This window comes from Rheinheimera sp. UJ51, from assembly GCF_020819615.1.
In the GTDB taxonomy this organism is placed as follows: domain Bacteria; phylum Pseudomonadota; class Gammaproteobacteria; order Enterobacterales; family Alteromonadaceae; genus Alishewanella; species Alishewanella maricola.
In genome coordinates this window covers 240,323-259,649 of the sequence record NZ_JAJHOG010000001.1, presented here as the reverse complement: position 1 = coordinate 259,649, position 19,327 = coordinate 240,323, and the positions used below count along the sequence as shown (strand labels likewise).

Below are 19,327 nucleotides of genomic sequence, written 5' to 3'. Positions count from 1 at the left end.
AAAGGCCATTAGGTGAGTGCTCATTCAGTTTATGTGGGCTGCTTAAAAGATAGTTGAAATGTCAGCAGCCTATCTGCTGCTGACATTTACGATTACTGGCCTAGCGCTTTGAGCTTTGTTAAATCGAGAACCTGGGGCTTATTGAAGTTTGCTGTTTAGATTGTGTTCGGGCAGCGTGTGGCAGGCATTATGACTGCGTTTTACCCAATACATCCTATATTTCACCTTAGGTCAGCAAAGCTGTTACTTTTCGCTCCAAACAAAGGCGTTGGTTGTTTTTCTAAGATTACTACAGGGCACATTTTGCCTTGAACCAATACTTGCCAATCAGCTGCAATAAAAACAAACCAACTTAATCAGCAATACGATGTCACTTATGTGTCGTTGATTTGAATTGTCGATCAGCGTACCTTACTTTTTCTGATCAGTTTATACAGCAGCTCAGGTGCAAAACGTCCTAGCATGCTGGCAAATTTCTCTTTTAAACCGCCAACCACTAAATAACTTTTACCGCGGCAAAGCCCCTTTACGGTAATTTTGGCAAATTCTTCTGCCGACATGCCTTGTGCTTGCGCATCATCCATTTTACCTAAGGCTTCGCCATTGCCTGTTAGCGCATTCATTGAAACCGCGGTTTTCACAAAGCCCGGAAACACCACCGCAACACGGATCCCTTGTTCATAAAGTTCTGCGCGGGCACTGTTCGCCCATAAATGCAGCGCTGCTTTCGCCGCTGAATAGCTGCCACGAAACTGCGTACCGACTAAACCGGCCACGCTAGAGATAAACACCAGTTGACCATGACCTTGCTTTAACATGACGGCTAAAACACGCCGGCTCAGTGCCACTTGCGCAAAGTAATCGATTTCCATAATTTTGCGATCGGTTGCTGCGCTGGTATCCATCACCAACGCTCGTTGGCTGATCCCTGCATTATTGATCAACCAATCTACCTGACCATAATGATCGATAATGGCCTCAAGTGCTTGCTGTTGTTGTGTTTCATCGCAAACATCCAAAGGCACACACAGGTGTCGCTCGGGTGCAAGCAAGCTATGCTGCACCCGTTGTAATTCGGCTTCACGTCGCGCGCTAAGCACCACCTTGGCACCGGCTTTTGCTAGCTCGTGCGCTAAGGCCTCACCAATACCGCCAGAAGCCCCCGTGATCCACACAACTTTATCTTGCAGTGATACGCTCATCTATTTCGCCATTGTCGCTTGCATTCGCCTGATGTTAGGGCAAATCGCTACTGACTGTCAAAATAACAATCACCCAAACCCCCAGCTCCCCCGCAACAGGTCCAACCGCACTCCGGTACTGGTCTGACCGCACTCTGAGTCAGGTCCAACCACACTCCGGTACTGGTCTGACCGCACTCTGAGACAGGTCCAACCATACTCAGAGACCGGTATGACCTGCGAATAAGTTATTTTGACGAAGGGCTAACACGAAACTTGCGGCTGAAGTGCTTGGTTAATAGCGTAATGGCTAAAGTGCCCACTATTGGAGCGATAAGCCAAGTTGCCAGTTGCCATTCATGGCTGAGTAGCTCCGAGATTAGCTTGCGACCACCGGCAGCGAAAAAAGCGGTATACAAAGCAATACCTGAACCGATCATTGAGCTGAAATGCTCGATAATCCATTGCCGGTTGGCGAGCTCAGCGCGAAAGACATAGTGAACGATCCCACTACTCGTAAAAACTCCGACCATAGCAAAAATCATAAATAGCCAAGTGCCATTATTAAAACCATATCCGAGCATAAAAAGGCTGCCAAGCATTAAACTGACTACCGGTAATAGGTAGTGCCATGTGCGTAAAGGTTGCCGCTCGGCTTGAACTTTTAATACCAAATAAGCATGACGAACCGTTACCCACGTTAAAACGCTTAGCAACAGTAAAAACGCTGAAAAATGCCGCCTTTCACTAACAAATTTTGCCAGTTTTTCTGCCGGTAATATTGCCCCTTTAAGGTATACCTGTGCCGGGTCGAATAACACCATGAGGCTCATGACAATGCCTGAGCCGGCAATAAACAGCATCATAAAGTAGTAATAACGCCCAGATAACTTGTGCAGTTTAGTGCCTTTTTCACAGATCACTGGTACCCAAAATAATACTAAACAAAGTGCGCCTAAGAAAATATGACCGTACAGCAAAATACTATGAATAAATGACATTGTAATGCTCCCTGTAAATGTTTATGCAGTGTAGGGCGGATAAGCAATCAATACAGGTGCCAGAAGTCAGTACTTTAAAATATGACTTCTGGCCTATTGCAGTTACAGCTAGGACAGACATAATAAGTTGATGAAATTACCTTTCCCTCTTGCAACCCTAGCCGGTGTTTTGACCTGGCTGCTGGTTTCTGGCATTACACTGCTTATTTTGCAGCGTTTACCCGGCCCACAACCTTGGCTACCCGTAGTGCTGTTATTACTGCTTTATGGCGGCTGTTTTATTTTTCTAACGCAAGAGTCAAGCTCGTCTTTAGCTTTAAAACAGCGTTATGGACATTATCTACTGGCCATTCAGTTAGCCTGTGCGTTTGGTTTATTGTGGGTGTTACCGGCGGGGCATTTTGACTACTTGGCAATTTTGACCATTATTTGGGTGTCTTTACTGCCTCATATTATGTCGCAGTATAAAGCCATCTTATTAGCTGCTGTGGTGGTGGTGGTGTGGTTTAGTCTGCAAGCCGTACTTGAACAACGCAGTTTGTGGATCTCGGCCAGTTTGTTTGGCAGCTTTCATTTGTTTGCGATTGTAATGCAAAGCGCGATATTTGCTGAGCAGCAAGCAAAGGAAAAGATTGCCAGTCAGCACAAGCAGTTACAGGCTGCCCAGCACTTATTGCTAGCGGCCTCAAGACAAGGCGAGCTTCACCGTATTGCGCGTGACTTACATGATTTGTTAGGTCATCACTTAACGGCACTGACGATACAACTACAAGTGGCGCGTCATCACAGTGATGGTGAAGCACGTTTACAGGTTGAGAAAAGCTTACAACTGGCAAAGCTATTGTTATCAGATGTGCGTGAAGCCGTAAGCTCAATGCGTGATTATGCAAACTTAAGCCTAGCGCACCTATTAGAGCCGATCTTGGCCGATGTACCGAGTCACTTAAACATTGAGTTGGCGATCCCAGCAGATTTGACTTTACCTAATATCACTCAAGCACAACATGTCATGATGCTGGTGCAAGAGGCGGTCAGTAATACCCTTAAACACACCAAGGCAACAACGCTTAGCCTTAGCGCAGAAATTATTCATGTTAGTGACAAAGCAGAATTACTGCTGTGTATTACCGATAACGGTATGCTTGCTGATAATTGGCAGTTAGGCAATGGTTTAACGGGCATGCAAGAGCGCGTGTCGGAATGTCATGGGCAACTTAACCTGCACGAAGTTAATGGCGCCTTACAGTTGCAAATTCGTTTACCGCAAGAGGTGACTAATGCTTAACGTGTTGCTGGTTGATGATCAACAGCTGATCCGTGATGGGATCCGCAGCTTGTTAGCCATTTCGGGTAAAGTAAGCGTAGTGGGGGAAGCCAGTGATGGTCGGCCAGTGGTGTCGCTGTGTCAAACGTTAAAACCAGAGGTTATCTTACTCGATTTATCTATGCCGTTGATGGATGGCATCGCAACCTTGCAGGCCTTGCAACAAGCCGACATTTCCATCCCTGTATTGGTATTAACCACCTTTGATGAGCATGATTTGGTGCTACAAAGTATTCAAGCGGGCGCACGAGGGTTTTTACTAAAAGATGTGTCATTAGACACTTTAATTAGTGCAATTGAAAACTTAGCGGCCGGTGGCAGTTTTTTTCAGCCTAACATCACTGAGCGGCTACTTAGCCAAGTACGTAAACCTACGCCCACTGCTTTTACTAAACCCCTACCTTTAGAGCCATTAAGTGAAAAAGAGCTCCAAATTTTACAGTTAATGGCAGCCGGTTACAGCAATAAAGAGATCGCCACTGCACTTTGCAAATCTGAGGGAACGGTAAAGAATCAGTGCTCCACCATCCTTAGTAAACTCGGTGTTCGAGATCGCACCAGAGCGGTATTAATGGCTTTAGAACTTGGCTTGATCAGCCCATAAACACACCCAAATGCTACTCTAAGTGGCCCAATCTGTCTCAGAGTGCGGTCAGACCAGTACCGGAGTGAGGTCTAACCAGTCTCTGAGTGTGGCCTGACCAGTACCGGAGTGTGGTCTAACCTGTCTCAGAGTGTGGTTAGACCAGAGACAGGTTAGGGTTATTTATGATAGGGAGTTGTTAAGCTTTGTAACCGTTGGGGTTGTTGCTTTGCCAATGCCAGCTGTCGCGCACCATATCTTGCAATGTTTTCTCAGTTTGCCAGTTAAGTAAGCGTTTCGCTTTGCTGGGCTCGGCGTAGCATACGGCAATATCACCGGGTCTGCGTGCTGCAATTTGATAGGGTACCGGCACCTTATTCACATCGCTAAAGGCTTTAACCATATCTAACACGCTGTAACCCACGCCTGTGCCCAGGTTGATGGCTTCAATACCTTTAAAGCTTTGTAAGAACTCAAGCGCTTTTAGGTGGCCCTGCGCTAAATCGACCACATGGATGTAATCGCGCACACCGGTGCCATCGGTGGTCGGGTAGTCATCGCCAAACACACTTAGCTGCTGGCGTTTCCCCACCGCTACTTGTGAGATAAATGGCATCAGATTATTCGGGATACCGTTAGGATCTTCGCCAATTTGACCACTGCTATCCGCACCAACAGGGTTGAAATAGCGCAATACGGCAATTGACCAGTCTTCATCCGCGCGTTGTAAGTCTTCTAAAATATACTCGATCATCAATTTGCTTTGACCATACGGATTGGTCGCTGAGCGCGCTGAGGTTTCTTTGATCGGCACTTCTTTAGCATCGCCATACACGGTCGCCGACGAGCTAAAGACCAGTTTCTTCACGTTAAAATGTTGCATGACCCGGCATAAGGTCACTGTACCGGCAACATTGTTATCGTAATAGTGCAGCGGCAGCTCAGTCGATTCACCTACTGCTTTTAAACCGGCAAAATGCACCACCGCAGAAATAGTGTATTGGCTAAAAACGGCGGTTAACGCGGCTTGATCACGAATGTCGCCATTGATGCTGATCAGGCTTTTACCTGAAAGTTGTTCAACGCGTTTTAACGCTTCATCTGAGCTATTACTAAAATTATCAAAGCTAATTACCTGATAACCCGCACGCAGTAAACACAATGCCGTGTGGCTGCCGATATAACCAGCACCACCCGTTAACAGAATATATGACGACATGCTGTCATTCCTTTGAGAGAAGTTGATCGAAAATTAAGGTAATACTTTCTTATACGGTTTCACTGTTGCTTGTTGATACACACCCGCAGCCCAATAAGGATCTGCTTTGGCCCAAGCTTCGGCGTCAATTAAAGAGGGAAACTCAGCAATTACTAAAGAACCGGTAAAACCAGCAGCCCCCGGGTTGTCTGAATCGATGGCCGGCAGCGGGCCTGCCATTACTAAACGTCCTTCAGATTTTAACTGTTCTAAGCGTGCTAAATGGTCTGGACGGGCTGCTAACCGTTTTTCTAGACTATTTACCGCATCTTCTGCATAAATCATATATAACATGATAAAACTCGGTTGTTATTAAACTGCTTGCACCTTAGCAGATTTGCTTTTTAAAACCAATTAGCAGTACGCGCTTTGCTGCTCGGACTAGGATTTGCTTCAACAGACTGTTAGCATGCAACTGACTGTAAAAAACAACAACTATAACTACAACATTTATCCAGGAGTCACGCATCAATGAAACGTGAACAATTTAGCTCCAGCCTAGGTTTTATTCTGGCTGCAGCAGGCTCAGCTGTCGGTATTGGTAACCTCGTCGCTTTCCCGGTGATGGCCAGTAAAAACGGCGGCGCGGCCTTCCTCGTTATGTACGCTTTTTTCGTGTTCTTTATTTGTTTACCCGTGATGCTGGCCGAGATGAGTTTAGGCCGTCACACCCGGCAAAACCCGCTTGGCGCTTACACCGAGATTGGCCAAAACCGCGCTTGGCGCACGGTAGGTTGGTTATCGGTGATCACGCCCTTTATGATTGGCGTGTTCTATTTGGTGATTACCGTCTGGATCGCCGGCTACTTGGGTAAAGCCGTTTTTGGGCAGCTAGATCAATTAGCCGATCCCGCAGGGTTTGGTAATTTTATTACCAGCAACGAGTTATTTGGTTATCTCGCCTTTGTCGTGGTTTTAACCTTTTTAATTTTGCAAGGCGGCGTGAAAAAGGGTATTGAAAAAGCCACCACCGTGCTGATGCCAACACTGTTTGTCATGCTAATTGCGTTGGTGATTTACGTTCTTACTTTAGAAAACGCCATTCTGGGTGTGAAATTCTTTCTTATTCCTGATTTTACCAAGTTAACTGGCGAAGTCCTCAATGGCGCACTGGCGCAAGCCTTTTTCTCCCTGTCTTTAGCCATGGGTATTTTGATTACGTACGGCTCATACATTCAAAAACATGACAATATCGTCTCAGCCGGTAAAACGGTGGCGGGCTTATCGTTAATGGTGGCCTGTTGTTCGGGTTTACTAATATTGCCGGCGGTGTTTTCGTTTAACCCTGAAATTGAAATTTCGGAACTGTCGACTTCTAGTATCGGCATGATCTTTATGTTCTTACCGAAAATCTTTTTAGCGTTACAAACGGATATCGGTTATTTCGGAGCCTCTTTTGTCGCCGCGTTTTTCTTTTTGTTAGTGTTTTTCGCCGCGATGACTTCACTGGTCTCGATTATTGAAGTGCCAGTAGCCAGTGTTATGGATGGCAAAGGGATCAGTCGTCGCAAGGCCTTGTATATTTTAGGCAGTGTGATGGTGGCACTAGGTATCGTTTCCGCCTTGTCGTTTGGCCGTGTTGATTGGCTGAGCAATATGCTGCATTACGGCGGTGCCGATAAGTCATTCTTTGATCTGATTTACGATATGTTTTATGAAACCATCTTGCCATTAAACGGTTTGTTGCTGTGTCTTTTTGTGATTTACCGTTGGAAAAAGCAGAATTTTGATGCGGAAATTAGTGATGGCAATCAGCGCTTTGCTGGCTCGTTTTTACAAAAATACGTGAATTTCTCACTGGGTACCTTTATTCCATTAATTTTAGCGATTATTTTTATCAACACTGTCTCTACCATTTATTTTGGTAAAAACTTGTTGTTTTAAGTAAGCGACAACCTTGGTGGCCAGTGTGATAACGCGCTGGCCACGCTGTAACTTTGTTACTTTTTTCAAGCTGCGGCTTAATTAAGCCTGCGTCGAAATTAAACTGGTGCGTTTACTGCCCAGCGTATCGGGGATTTTCCCTAACTGACATTCCGCTTTACTCACGGTTAATCCTTGCGCACTGCAGCGCTCGGTTAAGATCGGTAAAAACTTTTGCGCTTGCTGTAATGCTTGCGGTTGATCGGTATAAAACTGTAATTGCACATCGTCGTCTTGCAACTTGGCCACGGCTAATAATTGGCCCTTATCGGCTAAGTCAAATTTCATGGTTAACTGCCAAAAGCGCTGTTTTTGTTCGCTGTCTTTTTGCTCGCGTTCTTTTTGCTCTAATAAAATTTGGCTAATTCGGCTTTCTTGTTGCTGTTGCAAGGCTAACGGGATCAGCCATTGCTGCACATTTGCTGCCACTTCAGCGTTTTGTAGCTGTGCCAATTGCAAAGCACTACTGTGGCTGCCGAGTGCTCGTAGCAAGTTAGAGGCTTGCGCCGGTTCAAGCTGCCCAATATTTTGGGCTAAACGCTGCGCGGTTGGCTCACGCAATGATCCCGAGGGTTGCTTTAACAAGTGCCCTAATAATAATTGAATGGCCACGGCCAAGGTGCCGGCCGAGGTGGTCATATTGGGTTGGCTTTGCAAAGGTTGAAAGTTTAACGCCGCTTGCAGTTGTTCTTGTACTTGTGGCGGTGTTAATACCTTAGTGCCATCTGGCTGAGCTTGGCGTAGCAGGTTAAACACTTGCTGTACCTCGGCAGGTAAGTCCGGCAGGCTGCTTAAGGTGGCGGGCGCACTTTGTAATAAAGGTAATAATTGCCGCCAGTGCATATTGCTAACATCGGTTGGCTGTAATTTTGTCACAATGGGGGCTGCAGGGGCAGGCTGCGCACCCAAAGGCAGAGGCTTAGCAAACTGCTGGCTGGCGAGTTGAATTTTGTGTTCACTGACAAGCGGCTGCACGCTTAATTGCCACGAGGTAGCAGCGCTGTTGGCCGTATTAGCCCCTGCCGTTGCTGGGGCGTGTTGCTGCGTTAAACTAACATTAGCGGTTTTATTGTTATTAGCAGGTGGCAATAATATCAGCGATAAATGTTTGGCAATACTGTGGCTGGTAGCTGAGCGGGCGTTTAACGGCTGCGCAAGCGGCTCGCCCGCTAATTTGGTGATGGTTTCACCGCGCAACAAGCTTTGTTGCAAGGCGGCTAATTGTTTGGGATCTTGCAGTAATTGTGCTTGTTTCGCTGTTAGCTGAATGTTCTCTGGTAAGCCGCTTAATACCTTGATCTGAATTTCTATCGTGCCGGGTTTGGTTTCTTTAAAACTTAACTGTAAGGGTAAATCGCTAGGAATGGCAGAGAGTTGTTTGGCTGCCAGCGTCAGTGGCAATTGCAGCAAGCCTTGCGCCGTTTGCACAATAAATTGAGCACTTTGGCCAGTTAACTGTAATTTAGCAAAATAGGGTTGCCCTGCTTGCAGTTTTGGCGTGCTTTCGCTGTTTTGGCCAAACTGGCTGAGGATCTTATCAACAATTGCGGTTTTCATCTGTTCCTCTGTTAACGGGGTATTGGGCATCACGCCGGCGGACATCTTGGCGCTAGGCTGGCTTAATTGCGTTTGGGTTGTTGCCGTTGCTGCTAAGTGCGATGCCGCATTTTTTGGTGCTGAGTCATTGGGCTTATTTGGGGGTTGCGTGCTGCCCAGTGTTAGTTGGCTACCATCAGACAAGCTAAGTTGCAGTGGCCGGTTCAGTGCGCTGGCTGGCAGTTGAAACTGGCCCAAGTCTTTTAACGGTTGTATGAGTAACACCCAATTCGCTCGCTCAGTGGCATGATTAGTTGTGGTTTGGGTAACTAAAGGTTGTAGTAATAACTTTAATTGCTGGCGCTCAGGCGGGCTAAGGTTGAGTACTTGGTTATTCAGTTGCAACAGCGGGCTTGCCGTTTGTAATTGTTGAAACACAGAAATCTGCACGGCAGGTTGCTGCAAAGCGTGCTGTAGCTGGGGGCTTAGCGTTTGAAATACCGCTGCGTTTTGCAGGTTAGCCATCGCCGCTCTCTGGCTTGGCGTATTGGTTGTTAGCGTGTTAGCCGCTTGGTTGTTGTTATTTGCCGAAAGGTTAGTGCTATTGCTGCTTGGCAAAGCGCTCTGCGCCAATGAAGCGGCACTGACACTGGGTAACTTCACCCATTGTAATGTGGCTAATTGCGCGGCGAGGGGCGGGGTAACCGCTTGGCCAGCCAAATGATTAAGCGGTTTGCCACTGGCTAATTGTGCACTCAATTGGTTTAGCTGCTCAGGTTGCAGTAACAACGTGGTTTGTGCGGCCGTTAATTGCTGAGCTTGCGGGTTACCTTGCCACTGCATCACGCGTACGTTCAAGTTGTCGGGCGTTGTCGCATTAAAACTCAGTTGCAGCGGCACATTCAGCGGTAACGGTGGTAACGCAGATAAAGCAAGCCGTTGTAAGCCTTGTTGGCTTTGCAGTAATAATTGCTGCGTTGTATTGGGGGTGTTATTGGTATGGCTTGTGATCACCATTGCCGGATAGGGCACGGTGCTGGCAAGCTTAATCACACCACTGTTCACTGCCGTTTGTGGGTTTAAGCTGGTGTTTGTGGTGAGCTGGCCAAAATTAAAGGGTAACATCACGCTCTCATGGTTCTGTGAGTTAAAGCCGCTTTCGTTAACAGTGATTATTGAACTGTAAGCGGCACTTGCCGACAAGTTGTGCAAATAGCTGATTTGAATCAAGCTTACGAAGCGGTTCTGATTCGTATTCTGGCGGCATTATGCTACTATGCGCGCAATTTTGTTGGTCGTCGATAGTTAGAGGACTGTGAATATAGCACAACCCACCTTTGCTGTTACTGCCCCCATTTTGCTCGATGCCGCTGATTTAAGCTGCGTAAAGCAAGATCGCGTGCTGTTTGAGCAGCTGTCGTTACACTTAAAACCGGGCGAACTTTTGCAGATCAAAGGCAAAAATGGCGCCGGTAAAAGCTCTTTGCTGCGAATTCTATCTGGCTTGGCGCAACCCGATGAAGGCCAACTGCAGTATTTAGCTCAACCCTTACCTGCCGCGTTAAGCGATTACGCCGCCAATTTATGTTTTATCGGCCATCAAAGCGGTATTCATGAGCAATTAACAGCGATTGAAAATTTACAATTTTGGCAAGCGGCTAGCGATCTGCATATTCAAGACGAATTTACGTTACTGGCAGAATTAGGTTTAGCCGGTTTAGAAGATATTCCTTGTCGCATGCTGTCGGCCGGCCAACAGCGACGGGTATCCTTAGCCCGGCTTTGGGCCACCTCTGCGCAAATTTGGATCCTCGACGAACCTTTTACGGCATTAGATCAATCAGCGATTGTCAGTTTACAGCAACACTTTATCGCACATTTACAGCGCGGCGGCGCGATAATCTTAACGACCCACCAACCGCTCAGCATCGAATATCATGCCTTACGCGCGTTAGAGATCCATTATCGATGGTAAAATTTAGCATTTTTTTACAGCGCGAATTACGTTTACTGGCTCGGCAAAAAGCGGATTGGCTGAATCCTGTGTTGTTTTTTATTATCGTGCTAACCCTGTTTCCATTAGGGGTTGGCCCAGAGCCGAATATGCTGCGTATAATGGCACCAGGGATAGTTTGGATCGCTGCGCTATTAAGCGTGCTATTAGCCGCTGAAAGACTGTTTAAAGACGACTATCGCAATGGGGTGATTGAGCAATTAGTGGCGGCGCAGCAGGCATTAATGCCGTTTGTGCTGGCGAAAATTACCGCGAATTGGTTAAGTACCGGTTTGCCGTTATTGCTGTTATCACCGTTGGTAGCTTTGTTGCTGAATATGCAAGGGGCCGCCCTAGAAGCGATGGCGCTAACGTTATTACTGGGTACACCGGTGCTGAGCTTACTCAGTGTGTTAGGGGCGGGTATCACGGTCTCTGCGGATAAAGGTGGGATCTTACTGGCATTGGTTATTCTGCCGTTATATATCCCGCTGTTAATTTTTGCGAGTGCCGCCATTGAAGCGGCCAGTATTGGTTTAGGTTTTACTGGGCAGATTGCCATCTTATTGGCAATGTTTTTGTTCTCGCTGGCCTTGGTGCCTATGGCCGTGTGCAGCGCTTTAAAGATAAATGTGAGCTGATATGTTTAAGTGGTTAGATCCGTTAGCAAAACCAGAAACGCTATATCATTTTTGTGGCAAGTTAACGCCCTGGTTAATGAGTAGTGCCTTGTTTACCTTGTTGTTGGGTAATATTTGGGGCTTAGGCTTTACCCCCACTGATTATCAGCAAGGAGACAGTTACCGCATTATTCACATTCATGTACCGTCGGCCATTATGTCGATGGGCGCTTATATGGCGATGGCCATCGCAGCCTTTACTGCTTTGGTGTGGCAAATCAAAACGGCCCAGTGGGCAGTATTAGCTATCGCGCCGATTGGTGCGGTGTACACGGCCATTGCCTTGCTAACCGGTATGGCCTGGGGTAAACCGATGTGGGGCGCGTGGTGGGTATGGGATGCCCGTTTAACCTCTGAACTTATTCTGTTGTTTTTATATTTTGGCGTAATGGCGCTACATGGGGCTTTTTCTGAGCGACAAACCGGCGCTAAAGTGGCCAGTTTGTTGGCGGTTGTTGGCGTGATTAACTTACCCATCATCCATTTTTCGGTAGAGTGGTGGAACACCCTGCATCAAGGTGCCAGCATAACTAAATTTGCTAAACCGTCCATCGATCCCAGCATGCTTTGGCCTTTATTAATAAGTTTATTGGCGTTTAGTTTGTTATTAGCGGCGTTAACCTGCGTGCGTTTACGTACGGCGATCCTCGAAAATGAGCAGCATCGGCCTTGGGTTAAACAGTTAGTTAGCAAAGCATAAGCGAGGAGATAGCATGTTATTGAGCAGTTTATTGAACACGTTTTGGCAACTGAGCAGCGAATTGCCCGTGCAACTTTTTGGTGTTTTTCCGTTCTACTTTGCTAGCTTCAGTGATTTTTTAGCGATGGCCAGTAACGGCATTAGTTACAGTTTTTTTGTTTGGTTATCTTTCGGTTTAACTTATTTGCTGTTAATGGGCTTGCTGTGGTGGAGTTATTACCAGCAACGTCAGTTTAAGCAGCAGCTCGCCGCAAAAATGGCCAGAGAGCAACGAATTAAGCAGTATCAGGAGCAGCAAAGCTAATGCAACCAAGACGAAAGAAACGCCTGTTATCCATGTTGTTAGTAATCAGTTTGATTGCTGGTGCCGTGGGGGCGATGCTATTTGCCTTACAGCAAAACATTAACTTGTTCTATACCCCAGGTCAGCTTATTCAGGGCCTTGGTGAAGGGAAAATTAAACCCGATATCGGCCAACGGCTGCGTTTAGGGGGCATGGTGGTGCCCGGCACGGTGCAACGTGACGCCGACAGTTTAAAAGTACGCTTTGATTTAACCGACGATTCAGGTGAGATCGCCACGGTTGAATTTGAAGGCATTTTGCCGGATTTATTTCGAGAGGGGCAAGGTATCGTCGCGCAAGGTGAGTTGCGCAGTGCTACTGTGTTGGCCGCTACCGAAGTGCTGGCCAAACACGATGAAGAATATATGCCTCCAGAGGTGGCCGAAGCCCTAAAAGGCATTCGCCATGTGCCACCCAGCCAGCAGCCTGCTGCTAGCAACGCGAATTACGGAGGCTAGTCGATGATTGCAGAATACGGTCAGCTGGCGCTGACCTTTGCCTTTGCGCTGTCATTACTATTGGCTTTAGTGCCTTTAGCCGGCAGTTTTACCGCCAATGAACGTGCCTTATTATTGGCCAAACCCTTATCAGTGGGCATGTTTGTATTTACCTTACTGGCGTTTATGGCGCTGGCCTGGTCTTTTTATCACGATGATTTTACCGTAATTAATGTGGCCACCAACTCCAGCTCTATTTTACCGTGGTACTACAAGCTCACCGCAGTATGGGGCTCACACGAAGGCTCGATGTTGTTATGGGTTATGATGTTAGCCGGTTGGACTGCCTTAGTGGCGCAATATTCCAAAGCGTTACCGTTATTAATGCAAGGGCGAATTTTAGGCATTATGGGGCTGATTAATATCGGCTTTATTGCTTTTTCTTTGTTTATGTCAAATCCGTTTGAACGCAGCTTGCCATTTTACCCTGTGCAAGGCAGTGACTTAAACCCATTGTTACAAGACTTCGGCATGATTATCCATCCGCCGTTGTTGTATCTGGGTTATGTCGGTTTTGCAGTGTCGTTTGCCTTTGCGATAGCCGCTTTAATTGGTGGTAAATTTGATAGCACTTGGGCGCGCTGGGCCAGACCCTGGACTTTAGCAGCGTGGATGTTCCTGACCCTGGGCATTATGCTGGGTAGTTGGTGGGCCTATAACGAGCTAGGTTGGGGCGGCTGGTGGTTTTGGGATCCGGTAGAAAATGCGTCGTTAATGCCTTGGTTGGTGGGTACGGCTTTAATCCATAGCTTAGCGGTCACCGAGAAGCGCGGCACCTTTAAATCCTGGACGGTATTATTGGCGCTCGGTGCCTTTTCTCTGAGTTTATTAGGTGCCTTTTTAGTGCGCTCTGGTGTGTTGGTATCAGTACACTCGTTTGCCTCGGATCCTGATCGCGGTATTTTCTTACTGATTTTCCTGCTAATCGTTATCGGTGGCTCATTGTTACTTTACGCCAGCCGCATGAACTCGGTGCGCAGTCAGGCGCGTTATCAGCTTTTTTCGCGCGAAGTGATGCTGTGGAGCAACAACGTGTTCTTACTTACCGCTACCTTAGTCGTGTTGTTAGGTACGTTATTTCCATTGGTGCACAAAGAGTTAGGCTTAGGCTCTATTTCGATAGGTGAGCCGTTCTTTAATCAGATGTTTTATTACCTGACCATCCCTTTTGCCCTGTTACTAGGCTTAGGGCCTTGGGTGCGTTGGAAGCAACAAAAAGCCGCGCCATTGCTCAAGCCCATGTCGTTACTGGCTATCGCTACGCTGATTGTCGCTTTGGGTACCTTAAGTTTACTGCAAAGTGTCGTCGCAAACTTGGCGTTGTTAGGCTTACTGTTAGGCGCTTGGGTAGGCTTATCGGCGCTTAGCGAAATTTATCAGCGATTAGATCAGTTTGGTTCTGTAAAAGCCGGTTTAAGTAAATTGCAGGCGTCGCATTATGGTATGACGATGGCGCATATTGGTTTTGCCGTGTTGGTAATTGGTGTGGCCATGACCAAAACTTACAGTGTCGAACGTGATGTGCGCATGGCCATTGGTGATAAGGTGGTGTTAGCTGATTACGAGTTTGAGCTGCAAGATGTTTATCGCTTAAATGGCCCCAATTACGGCGGTGAAGCGGCAGAAATTGACGTAAGACGTACGGATGGTCGCTATGTTACCCATCTGCATGCCGAAAAACGCGAATACAATATTCAGCGGATGGTGATGACCGAAGCCGCAGTGCATGCGCGTTTAAGCCGTGATCTTTATGTGTCACTGGGTGAAGCCTTACCCGGCGATGCTTGGGCAATCCGCGTGTATGTAAAACCTTTCGTCAGATGGATTTGGCTTGGCGGCTTGCTCATGGCGTTAGGCGCATTAATCGCTTTGCTTGATAAGCGCTATCGTCGACAAGTGCCAGTTCGGGAGACTGCAGATGCGTAAGGCGTTATTTTATATTCCTTTGGCGTTATTTTTAGGCTTGTCGCTGTTTTTACTCAGTGGTTTGTTTTCTGATCCGCGTGAGCGTGACTCGGCCATTATCGATCGACCACTGCCGAGTTTCTCGTTACCTGATTTACAGGATCCCAGTAAAAGCTGGACGCCAGACGCCTTAAAAGGGCAAACCTTTTTACTGAATGTGTGGGGAGTTTGGTGCCCAACCTGTAATGCTGAGCTCAGTTACATGACGCAGCTGCGCAATGAGCAGGGCATTCGGATCATCGGTCTTTACTATGTGTTACCTGAAGATCCGATGTTTGGCCAAGTCTTCGATTTGCCAACCTTACAGCAAGAAGTTGCCACTAAGCTGCAACAAAATGGCGATCCTTACCAATTTAATATCCTTGATCAACAGCGGCGTTTATCGCTGGATTTAGGGGTCAGTGGCGCGCCTGAGCACTTTATCGTGGATGCCAACGGCATTGTACGGGCGCATCATATTGGTGATATTAATCCGCAAGTTTGGCGCAGCAAGCTCGCGCCGATTTACCAGCAATGGGCGGCCAAACCATGAAGCCATTTTTTACTTTTCTTTGCAGCATCCTACTGACCGTGGGCTTAAGCAGTGCTGCCAGTGCAGCAGAGAGCCAAGAGTTATTGTCTTTTGAAAGTGAGCAGCAACGACAACTTTATTTAAAGCTGACGGCTGAGCTTCGCTGTCCGCAATGCCAAAATCAAAATATCGCCGACTCGAATGCCGTGGTGGCCGTTGATATGCGTGATAAAACTTATGAGTTGGTGCAACAAGGCTTAAGCCGGCAGCAAGTGTTAGATTTTATGATCGATCGTTACGGTGACTTTGTGCACTATCAGCCGCCGGTCAATCGCTACACCATTTGGTTGTGGCTAGCCCCGGTGCTGGTGTTGTTATCATTGTTGCTGTTTCAACTTAAACGCCAAGCTGGTCAGACCGCACTCCGGTACAGGTCAGAGCAGTTGTCAGATGACGCTGCTGCCGACTCTGCCGAAAAAGCAAAGTTAAACCAGCAGCTTGAGCAAATTATCGACAGTTATCGGAGTAAGAAATCATGATGTGGCAACTTGCCGCCGGTGCACTCGCCATGTTGGTGTTAAGTACCCTTTTTATTATTTGGCCGCGCAAAGCCGATGCAAAGAATAATCAAACCCCGGCGCAACTTTTTGAAGAGCGCCTGCAATTATTGGCGTTAGCACGCGATGCCGGTGAATTGGCTGAGCAAGATTTTGATACTGCCGCCAATGAGTTAAAGCAGCAGTTTTTAGAACAAGAACAGCAAGCCATTCGTTATAAGCAACCCAAGCAGCAGCGAGTATTACACCTCAGTTTAGTGCTGGTAACGGCGTTAATTGTGGCGGTGGTGTACAGCCAAAATGGCCATTATCGGCAATTATCTGATTGGGAATATGCCCAGCAAAACTTAGCCAGCTATGGGCAACGCGCATTGCTAGGCGAGGGCGAGCCCTTAAACGAGCAAGATATGCAGCTGTTTTCTTTGGCACTGCGCACAAAACTGGCCAATGAAGGTGATGATGCGGTAGCTTGGATGTTATTAGGTCGGGTTTGGATGACCTTGGGCATGCTAGAAGAAGCGGTTGAGTCTTTTGAGCGCGCGTTAAAGCTAATGCCAGAGCGCACGCCGTTGTTAATCAGCTATAGCCAAGCCTTGATTATGCTGGGCGGTGATATGAACTTAGCCAAAGCCGGCCAAAGTGTTGCGCGGGTTTTAATGCAAGAGCCTGAAAATATTGATGCGATTTCATTAATGGCGTTAATTGCTTATGAGCGTGGCGATAATGCCGAAGCGGTAGCCGCTTGGCAATTATTGGCATCGCGCTTAGCACCTGATGATCCACGTTTAGAGGTGGTGAATGCACGTTTAGCCGAATTAAATGCCCCTGCAACGGTCGGCACTGCCGAGCAAAACGCAGTCTTTGTTCGTGAAGTAAAGATTCAGGTTAGTGTTGGCGCTGAGTTAGCTGCCGCTCATCCTGGCGCTTCGTTGTTCGTGTTCGCTCGTGCGGCAGAAGGCCCGGCTATTCCATTAGCCGCGAAACGTTTGCCATTAGTTGCCGGTGTAACCGAGATCAGCTTATCGGCAGCCGATGCGATGCAAGCGGGCTGGAACATCGAGCAAACTAATCTTATTCAAGTTGTTGCCCGTATGGCTGTTTCAGGAACAGTTGAGCGCTCTGCGCAAGATGTAGAAGTGGTGTCAGCGGTGCTAAGTTTTGAGCAACCGGTATTATCCGTACAATTAACTTTGGAACAGTAATATGTCTTTATTCTTTTTTCGAGCCCTAATGCTTGGCGGTGTGCTCAGCTTAACGGCCTGTGCTAGCGCACCCAGCGAGCAGCAAGCTGCAACAACTAATAATCCTCAGCCCGCCTATGTTGATGTGCGAGATCCGTTAGAGCGCATTAACCGCCCGCTTTGGGATTTTAATTACGATGTGTTAGACGCCTATTTACTTAGACCGCTAACCGTTGGCTACATGACGGTAGTGCCAAAACCGGCACGTAAAGGGTTAAGTAATGTTGTCAATAACTTAGGGGAGCCCGCCAGTTTCGTCAACAGCGTGTTGCAAGCCAAGCCGAAGAAAGCAGCCGTAAGCGTTGGCCGTTTTGTGTTAAACAGCACCACCGGTTTTTTTGGTTTATTTGATGTGGCTACGAATATTGGTTTGACCAATGCTGAGGAAGATTTCAGCCAAACCATGGCGGTATGGGGGATTGGCGATGGCCCGTTTTTAATGATCCCTGCGCGTGGGCCTACCACGGTAAGAGATACTGCTGGCTCGCTGGTTGATAATTTGTATTTCCCCTTAAGCTTATTAAATACGCCGTTAACCATCACACGTGCCGTGATTGGTGCGTTAGACGGTCGCGAGCAGCTAATGCAAGTCGAAAATATGTTAAACGACTCGCTGGATCCATACTCGTTTGTTAAAGAAAGTTATTATCAGCGTCAGCTTTTTAAAATATACGATGGCAACCCGCCACAGCCAGAAGAAACGCTGGACGATGATATGTTAGATTTTCTCGACGAAATCGAATAATACACTCAGCAGCCAGAGGTCATACCACACTCCGGTACAGGTCACACCTCTGACCGCACTCCGGTACTGGTTTGTCCAGTTTTGGGTGCAATAGGCCTAATGACGGCGTGAGAAATGAAAAGGAAAGCGACATGATTAAAGTATTAAGTGTGTTTGGCACACGCCCTGAAGCCATCAAAATGGCACCATTGGTCAATCAATTAAAGCAAGATGCGGCCTTTGATAGCCGTGTTTGTGTTACCGGTCAGCACCGTGAAATGCTGGATCAGGTATTACAGTTATTCAGTATCGAACCTGAATACGACTTAGCCATTATGAAAGCTGGGCAGGATCTGTATGACGTTACCACCAGTATTTTGCTCAACATCAAACCGGTACTGCGCGAGTTTCAACCTGATATCGTGTTAGTTCACGGTGATACCAGCACTACTTTTGCTGCGGCCTTAGCCTGCTATTATGAAAAAATTGCGGTAGGCCATGTCGAAGCCGGCCTGCGTACCGGCAATATTTATAGCCCTTGGCCTGAAGAAGCTAATCGCAAGTTAACCGGCGCTTTAACCCGCTTGCACTTTGCGCCGACGCAAACCTCTGCGGATAACTTATTAGCAGAAAACCTGGCTGCCGCTAACATCGTTATTACGGGGAATACGGTGATTGACGCGCTGCTGCAAGTTGTTGAAAAAATTGATAACAGCCCAGAATTAAGCGCCAGTTTTGCCAAGCAGTTTCCTTTTGTAAAAGACGATCGCCGAATGATTTTGGTAACAGGCCATCGCCGTGAAAGTTTTGGCGGTGGTTTTGAGCAAATTTGTGCCGCGCTAGCGGATATTGCTAAGCAATATCCGGATTGCGATATTGTCTACCCGGTACATTTAAACCCCAATGTGCGCGAGCCGGTTTATCGTTTACTCAGTGATGTATCGAACGTGCATCTAATTGCGCCACAAGATTATCTGCCATTTGTGTATTTGATGAGCAGAAGTTACTTGGTACTGACCGACTCCGGTGGTATTCAAGAGGAAGCGCCGTCACTTGGCAAACCGGTTTTAGTAATGCGGGACACAACCGAACGGCCAGAAGCTGTTGATGCTGGTACTGTGAAGTTGGTGGGTACAGACAGAGCGAAAATTGTAGCTGAAGTCACTCGCTTACTCAGTGACAAACCTTACTACGACAGCATGAGCTTCGCCCATAACCCTTATGGTGATGGCAAAGCCTGTGCACGGATTATCGCCACCCTAAAAACCTTCCGCTAAATACTCCTCAGACCACACTCAGGCACAACTCTG

The 19,327-nt window shown here is 47.3% G+C and carries 19 protein-coding genes; 14 read left to right on the top strand and 5 right to left on the bottom strand.

From position 1 onward, the window contains the following. Positions 1-401 precede the first annotated feature (401 nt). On the bottom strand, positions 402-1,202 hold the full coding sequence (locus LMJ53_RS01080) for an SDR family oxidoreductase (RefSeq protein ID WP_229584398.1): 801 nt from the start codon (positions 1,200-1,202) through the stop codon (positions 402-404). 227 nt (positions 1,203-1,429) lie between these two features. Further along, on the bottom strand, positions 1,430-2,182 hold the full coding sequence (locus tag LMJ53_RS01075; protein ID WP_229584397.1) for a hypothetical protein: 753 nt from the start codon (positions 2,180-2,182) through the stop codon (positions 1,430-1,432). A 130-nt stretch (positions 2,183-2,312) separates the two neighbouring features. Between LMJ53_RS01075 and LMJ53_RS01070 the strand changes: the two genes are divergently transcribed. Together LMJ53_RS01070 and LMJ53_RS01065 are read left to right on the top strand one after the other, a co-directional pair. Next, a complete protein-coding gene (locus LMJ53_RS01070; RefSeq protein WP_229584579.1) occupies positions 2,313-3,467 on the top strand; it encodes a sensor histidine kinase in 1,155 nt (384 codons plus the stop codon). After that, a complete protein-coding gene (locus LMJ53_RS01065) occupies positions 3,460-4,110 on the top strand; it encodes a response regulator (protein ID WP_229584396.1) in 651 nt (216 codons plus the stop codon). Before LMJ53_RS01070 ends, LMJ53_RS01065 begins: the two co-directional genes overlap by 8 nt. 178 nt (positions 4,111-4,288) lie before the next feature. Here LMJ53_RS01065 and galE read toward each other — a convergent pair whose 3' ends face one another. Next, positions 4,289-5,308, bottom strand: a complete 1,020-nt coding sequence (gene galE / locus LMJ53_RS01060; protein ID WP_229584395.1) for a UDP-glucose 4-epimerase GalE — start codon at positions 5,306-5,308, stop codon at positions 4,289-4,291. A 33-nt stretch (positions 5,309-5,341) separates the two neighbouring features. Then, positions 5,342-5,641: a YciI family protein gene (locus LMJ53_RS01055; protein ID WP_229584394.1), complete on the bottom strand. Its 300-nt coding sequence runs from the start codon at positions 5,639-5,641 to the stop codon at positions 5,342-5,344. Between the two features lie 177 nt (positions 5,642-5,818). Between LMJ53_RS01055 and LMJ53_RS01050 the strand changes: the two genes are divergently transcribed. Beyond that, complete coding sequence (locus tag LMJ53_RS01050; protein ID WP_229584393.1) at positions 5,819-7,231, top strand: sodium-dependent transporter; 1,413 nt, start codon at positions 5,819-5,821, stop codon at positions 7,229-7,231. An 81-nt stretch (positions 7,232-7,312) separates the two neighbouring features. Here LMJ53_RS01050 and LMJ53_RS01045 read toward each other — a convergent pair whose 3' ends face one another. After that, the gene (locus tag LMJ53_RS01045; protein WP_229584392.1) at positions 7,313-9,931 is read right to left on the bottom strand and encodes a flagellar hook-length control protein FliK; all 2,619 of its coding nucleotides are present in this window, start codon (positions 9,929-9,931) and stop codon (positions 7,313-7,315) included. Between the two features lie 190 nt (positions 9,932-10,121). Between LMJ53_RS01045 and ccmA the strand changes: the two genes are divergently transcribed. From ccmA to wecB, 11 genes are all read left to right on the top strand, one after another. Next, entirely contained in the window at positions 10,122-10,781 is a 660-nt protein-coding gene (gene ccmA, locus LMJ53_RS01040; protein ID WP_229584391.1) for a cytochrome c biogenesis heme-transporting ATPase CcmA, read from the top strand. Continuing rightward, positions 10,775-11,440 (top strand): heme exporter protein CcmB, encoded by a 666-nt coding sequence (gene ccmB, locus LMJ53_RS01035; protein WP_229584390.1) that lies wholly within the window; start codon positions 10,775-10,777, stop codon positions 11,438-11,440. The genes ccmA and ccmB overlap by 7 nt, the downstream gene beginning before the upstream one ends. 1 nt (position 11,441) lies before the next feature. Further along, positions 11,442-12,179 carry a heme ABC transporter permease gene (locus tag LMJ53_RS01030; protein ID WP_226750189.1) on the top strand — a complete coding sequence of 246 codons (738 nt, stop codon included), beginning with the start codon at positions 11,442-11,444 and terminating at the stop codon, positions 12,177-12,179. 13 nt (positions 12,180-12,192) lie between these two features. Beyond that, positions 12,193-12,483, top strand: coding sequence for a heme exporter protein CcmD (gene ccmD, locus LMJ53_RS01025; RefSeq protein ID WP_229584389.1), 291 nt, complete (start codon positions 12,193-12,195; stop codon positions 12,481-12,483). Beyond that, complete coding sequence (gene ccmE, locus LMJ53_RS01020) at positions 12,483-12,980, top strand: cytochrome c maturation protein CcmE (RefSeq protein WP_229584388.1); 498 nt, start codon at positions 12,483-12,485, stop codon at positions 12,978-12,980. The genes ccmD and ccmE overlap by 1 nt, the downstream gene beginning before the upstream one ends. A 3-nt stretch (positions 12,981-12,983) precedes the next feature. Next, positions 12,984-14,945, top strand: a complete 1,962-nt coding sequence (locus LMJ53_RS01015) for a heme lyase CcmF/NrfE family subunit (protein WP_229584387.1) — start codon at positions 12,984-12,986, stop codon at positions 14,943-14,945. Continuing rightward, the gene (locus LMJ53_RS01010) at positions 14,938-15,516 is read left to right on the top strand and encodes a redoxin family protein (RefSeq protein WP_226750185.1); all 579 of its coding nucleotides are present in this window, start codon (positions 14,938-14,940) and stop codon (positions 15,514-15,516) included. Before LMJ53_RS01015 ends, LMJ53_RS01010 begins: the two co-directional genes overlap by 8 nt. Next, positions 15,513-16,034 carry a cytochrome c-type biogenesis protein gene (locus tag LMJ53_RS01005; protein WP_229584386.1) on the top strand — a complete coding sequence of 174 codons (522 nt, stop codon included), beginning with the start codon at positions 15,513-15,515 and terminating at the stop codon, positions 16,032-16,034. The genes LMJ53_RS01010 and LMJ53_RS01005 overlap by 4 nt, the downstream gene beginning before the upstream one ends. Continuing rightward, positions 16,031-17,254, top strand: a complete 1,224-nt coding sequence (gene ccmI / locus LMJ53_RS01000) for a c-type cytochrome biogenesis protein CcmI (protein ID WP_229584385.1) — start codon at positions 16,031-16,033, stop codon at positions 17,252-17,254. The genes LMJ53_RS01005 and ccmI overlap by 4 nt, the downstream gene beginning before the upstream one ends. Position 17,255: 1 nt before the next feature. Continuing rightward, the gene (locus tag LMJ53_RS00995; RefSeq protein ID WP_229584384.1) at positions 17,256-18,038 is read left to right on the top strand and encodes a VacJ family lipoprotein; all 783 of its coding nucleotides are present in this window, start codon (positions 17,256-17,258) and stop codon (positions 18,036-18,038) included. 131 nt (positions 18,039-18,169) lie between these two features. After that, complete coding sequence (wecB, locus tag LMJ53_RS00990) at positions 18,170-19,294, top strand: non-hydrolyzing UDP-N-acetylglucosamine 2-epimerase (RefSeq protein WP_229584383.1); 1,125 nt, start codon at positions 18,170-18,172, stop codon at positions 19,292-19,294. The last annotated feature ends 33 nt before the right edge of the window (positions 19,295-19,327 follow it).